The sequence below is a fragment of the Novosphingobium album (ex Liu et al. 2023) genome (assembly GCF_029076845.1).
Taxonomy (GTDB): domain Bacteria; phylum Pseudomonadota; class Alphaproteobacteria; order Sphingomonadales; family Sphingomonadaceae; genus Novosphingobium.
The window spans coordinates 1-4,799 of sequence record NZ_JARESE010000067.1; the positions used below are offsets into that span (position 1 = coordinate 1).

Consider the following 4,799-nt stretch of genomic DNA (forward strand, 5'->3'; position numbering starts at 1 on the left):
ATCCTCAGAAAAATCGGCGAAAACGACTTCTCAAACCTCGGCGATACATCAACCCTCGCAGACCCATCCGTCGTCGACAACCTTATCGCCAATCGGGTACAACCCGTGCCGGCGTGACGACAACGGTTCTCATCGCGGACGATCATCCGCTGTTCCGGCAGGCACTGGCGCTCGCGGTCGGGCGCGTGCTGCCGCAGGCGCGCGTGGTGGAAGCCGGCACCCTGGCCGCCGCCGCCCGCGCGGCGGCCGATACCGCCGGGCTGGAACTGATCCTGCTCGATCTCAAGATGCCGGGCGCGGTCGGCTATTCGGGCATCGCGCTGCTCCATGCCGAATGTCCCGAGGTGCCGATCCTGGTGGTATCCAGCGCCGATGGCGTGGCCGCCGAAGAGGAAGTGCGATCGTTCGGCGCGGTCGGCTTCCTGCGCAAGGACAGCGACCTTGACCGGATCGAAGGCGCCATCCAGCGCGCCATCCGCCATCACGGCCAGGCCATGGCCCGCCCGCCCTCGACCACGCCCGAAGCCCAGGTGCGCGATACCGTCGCCGGCCTGACACCCACCGAGCTGAAGGTCCTGCTCGCGGTGCTCGAAGGCAAGCTGAACAAGCAGATCGCCCACGCGCTGGGGATCACCGAGGCGACGGTGAAAAGCCACATGACCGCGATCATGCGCAAGCTGGACGTCAGCAACCGCACGCAGGCGGCGCTGGTCGCGCGCTCGCTGGGGATCGACCTGCGGCATTGAAGGTTTGCGCTTATCGGCGCATCGCGCAAAACCGTAATTTCACACCAGTTCCGAAAGTCCCCGCAGGAAGCGTTCGATCGCGGCCGGATCGGCGGGCTTGGCCAGAACCTGCACCTCCAGCGCATCGGCGCGTTCGGCAAGCCCCGGTTCGGTGGAGGCGGTGATGACCAGCGCAGGCAGGTCCGGCCGCCGCTGGCGCAGGAGGGCGATCAGGCTGAGGCCATCCTCGTCGTCATCAAGCCGGTAATCGGCGAGCACGGCATCGACCGTCCCGACCCGGTCAAGCGCCGCGCCGATGCTGGTCGCGCCGATGCCGCGATGGCCCATGGATGCCAGCAGCGTCATCGTCGCCTCGACGATGCGGCTGTCGTTATCGACCACCAGCACGCGCAGCGAGGGCCCCGGCCGCCCGCCCGCCCGCGCCACGGCCGGTACGGTCGCGCGCTCCGGCGCGTCGAGCACGTCGGTCGCCGGCAGCAGCAGGCTGAAGCGGCTGCCGTGGCCGGGCCGGGAAGCGACCTCGATCGTCCCGCCCAGCAGGCGCGCGATCCGCTGGACCAGCGCCAGCCCCAGCCCCAGCCCGTCCACTTCCACTTCGCCGATGCGGCTGAATTCGGCAAAGATCGTCTCGCGCTTTTCCTCCGGGATGCCGACCCCGGTATCGACCACGTCGATCCGCCAGTGGCCCGCCCGGCGGCGCACGCCCACCAGCACGCCGCCCGTGGGCGTATAGCGCACGGCATTGGTGACGAAGTTCTGCATGACCGACCGCAGCAACCCCGGATCGGCCATCAGCACGCCCGGCGCGCCGGCCAGCCGCAGCGCCAGCCCCTTTTCCTCCGCCTGCGGGCGCACGCCTTCGACGATCTCGGCCAGGAAGCGTTCGAGCACGATCGGCTCGGGCCGGGGGATCACGCCGCCGGCATCGAGCTTGCTGATGTCGAGCAACGCGCGCAGCAGGTCCTCGGCCGCGATGATCGCTTCCTCGATCCGCAGCACCAGCGGCGATTCGGTCATGGCTTCCTCGCGTTGCAGCGCGGCGGCGAACAGGCGCGCGGCGTGGAGCGGCTGCAGCAGGTCATGGCTTGCCGCCGCCAGGAAGCGCGTCTTCTCGCGATCCGCTTCGGCCAGCCGCCGGTTGGCACTGCTCAGCTCGTGCGTGCGCGAGGCGACGCGGGCTTCCAGCTCATCGCGCGTGCGCGTCAGTTCCGCGCGGACCCGGGCATCCTCGGTGATGTCGGTGAAGCTCATGACATAGCCGCCACCCGGCATCGGGCCGCCCACCGTCTTGATCACGCGGCCGTCCTTGCGCCGCCGCTCGAAGCTGTGCGCCTGCCCCCGGCGCAAGTGCTCCAGCCGCTTGGCGACATGGTGCTCGGTATCGCCGGGGCCGAAATCGCCGTGCCGCGCGTTGTGCCGGATGAGATCGGCGACAGGCGTGCCGACGCGCACCATCCCCGCCGGATAGCCGAAGATCTCCAGGTAGCGGCTGTTCCAGGCGACCAGGTTCAGATCGGCATCGACGACGCTGAAGCCGGCATCGATGTTCTCGAACGTGGCGGCCAGAAGCTGGCGCGAGAAGCGCAGGCTCTGGCCGCCTTCGTCGAGCAGGCGCGTGACGTCGTGCAGGCTCATTTTCCCGCCCGCCAGCGCCGAGGCGACCAGCGCGCGGGCCGAGGACACGCCGATCACGCGCGCGATCAGTTCCTGCGCGCGCTGGGCGGAAAAGCGGTCGATCGGCAGGCCGGGCCGGGCCAGCGGGAATTCCGCCTGGGCGCGCTCCTCGCCGATGAAGCTGGCGGTAAGCTGCACCAGCTCGCTCACGTCGCTGACATTGCGCTGGCCGCGCAGGATGCGGGGCAGGGTGGGCCGGCTCATCGTGCGCGCGGAAAACAGCGCCATCGTCGCCAGGTTGGCGCCCAGGCTCCAGAACACGCCGTGGACCAGCGGCGTGGCCGAGCCGATCGCGAACAGGCGCAGCGGATCGAGCGGGGTGGCGGCCAGCCACTCGATCCACGGCAGCGGCAGGATCGGCGGCAGCGCCAGCGTGTAGAGCCAGAAGCCGAGGCCCGTGGCCAGGCTGATCCGCGCCGGCAGCGGATCGCGCCCGGTGCCCAGCGCCGCCAGGATCAGGTGCGGGGTGAACTGGGCCATGGCGGCAAAGCCGATCAGCCCGATCGAGGCGAGCGATTCCGCTTCCGACACCAGCAGCGCCCAGGCCAGCGCAAGGAACATGATGGCGAAGACCGAGACGCGCCGGATCGCCAGCGCGCGCCGCCCGATCGCGCCCGATTGCGTGTCATTCTCGCGCCCCAGCACGCTGGGCAGGAGAATGTCGTTCGACACCATCGTCGCCAGCGCCGTCGCATCGACGATCGCCATCGAGGCCGCCGCGCTGACGCCGCCGAGCAGCGCGGCGGCCAGCACCCATTCGTTGCCGCGCGCGGCGGGCAGGAGCAGCACGAAGACATCGGGATCGGTGCCGGCCGGCAGCACGATCAGCCCGGCCAGCGCGATCGGCAGGACCAGCACCGCCATCGCCCCGATATAGCCGGCCAGGCCGAAGCGGGCGCGCACCAGATCCTCGGGCTCGCGCGCCTCGACCAGCCCCATGTAGAACTGGCGCGGCAGGACCAGGATCGCCATCGTCGCGATCAGGAAGATGACGGCGGTCTCGATCGAGAGGCGTTCGGGGCGGAACGTCTCGCTCAGCAGCGCGATCTCGCGCGCGGTGGTGGCCGCGTCGGCGCCCAGCAGCACCACCATCGCCAGCGCCGCCACGGCGAACAGCGCGCCCAGCTTGATGATCGATTCCAGCCCGATCGCATAGACCAGCCCCTCGCTGCGCCCGGCCAGCTCGAACCGGCGCGCGCCGAACAGCATCGCGAACAGCGCGAGCGCGCAAGCCGCGACCAGCATGACCGGCACCGCGACATCGCGCGCCGAAACGATCGCCATGGCATGGCCGATCGAGCGAAGCTGCAAGGCGATATAAGGGATCGTGCCCAGCAGCGCGATCGTCGTGACCAGCCGTGCGACGGGGATATCGTGGCCGAAACGCGCGGCGATGAAGTCAGACACGCTGGTCGCCTGTTCATCGGCGACGGCCTGCGCCAGCCGGCGCAGGAAGCGCGGCGCCAGGATCAGCAGCAGCATCGGCGCCAGGTAGATCGGCAGATAGTTCCAGCCGACGCTCACCGTGCTGCCGACGGCGCCATAGAAGGTCCAGCTGCTGCAATAGACGCCCAGCGCCAGCGTATAGGCGTGCCGGCGCAACACGGTGCGCCGCTGCATCGAACGCGCCCGGGCTTCCACCAGCGCGGCCACCGCGAAGAGGGCGAGCACGAGCGCGAACGCGAGGAGCGCCGCCGTTCTCAAGCCCATATCGCACCTCGCTCTTGCGGTTGCCCGACGAAGAACAGCACCGCCGGGCGCAAGTCAAGCACGGTCCCGGAATGGTCCGGGGCGTGGTCCGGCGCGGCACAGGGAGGAGCGGCCCTTGGCCCACCCCGCCATATCCTTCCCCTGTAGGGGGAGGGTCGCCGCGCAGCGGTGGCGGAGGGGTATCACCGCCAGCGGGGAACCCCCCCTCCGTCAGCCTCGCGGGGCGCCCCCCTCAAACGGGGAGGACTTTGCCCGCCTGCCGGCGAACGGGCATCAGGCCCTGCCGACGGACGTATAGCTGAAGCCTTCGGCGCGCACGTCCTCGGGCTTGTAGATGTTGCGCAAGTCCACCAGCACCGGCGCGTTCGCCAGCGCCTTCACCCGGCCAAGGTCCAGCGCGCGGAAGGCGTCCCATTCGGTGACGATCACCACCGCGTCCGCCCCGGCGATCGCGGCATAGGGATCGCTCTTCATCTCCACTCGGGGCAGCAGCGGGCGCGCCTGTTCCATCCCCTCGGGATCGAACGCGGCCACCGATACGCCCGCGTCCTCCAGCGTCTGCGCGATCGCGATCGCCGGCGAATCGCGCATGTCGTCGGTGTTCGGCTTGAACGTCAGCCCCAGCAGCGCCGCGCGCTTGCCCCGCGCCTTGTCCGCCCCGCCCAGCGC

The 4,799-nt window shown here is 70.2% G+C and carries 3 protein-coding genes; 1 reads left to right on the top strand and 2 read right to left on the bottom strand.

Features of this window, described 5'->3' with window-relative positions; all coding sequences use genetic code 11:
• Nucleotides 1-113 precede the first annotated feature (113 nt).
• On the top strand, nt 114-746 hold the full coding sequence (locus tag PYV00_RS19610; protein ID WP_275230009.1) for a response regulator transcription factor: 633 nt from the start codon (nt 114-116) through the stop codon (nt 744-746).
• A 39-nt stretch (nt 747-785) separates the two neighbouring features.
• Here the strand turns inward: PYV00_RS19610 and PYV00_RS19615 are convergent, their stop codons facing one another.
• Nucleotides 786-4,130 (bottom strand): PAS-domain containing protein, encoded by a 3,345-nt coding sequence (locus PYV00_RS19615; RefSeq protein WP_275230010.1) that lies wholly within the window; start codon nt 4,128-4,130, stop codon nt 786-788.
• 273 nt (nt 4,131-4,403) lie between these two features.
• Nucleotides 4,404-4,799: UDP binding domain-containing protein (locus tag PYV00_RS19620; protein ID WP_275230011.1), on the bottom strand; the 396-nt coding region annotated here is incomplete at its 5' end.

Coding starts and splice junctions, on each gene's coding strand:
- PYV00_RS19615 (WP_275230010.1), bottom strand. CDS start 4,130: ATGGGCTTGAGAACGGCGGCGCTCCTCGCGTTCGCGCTCGTGCTCGCC.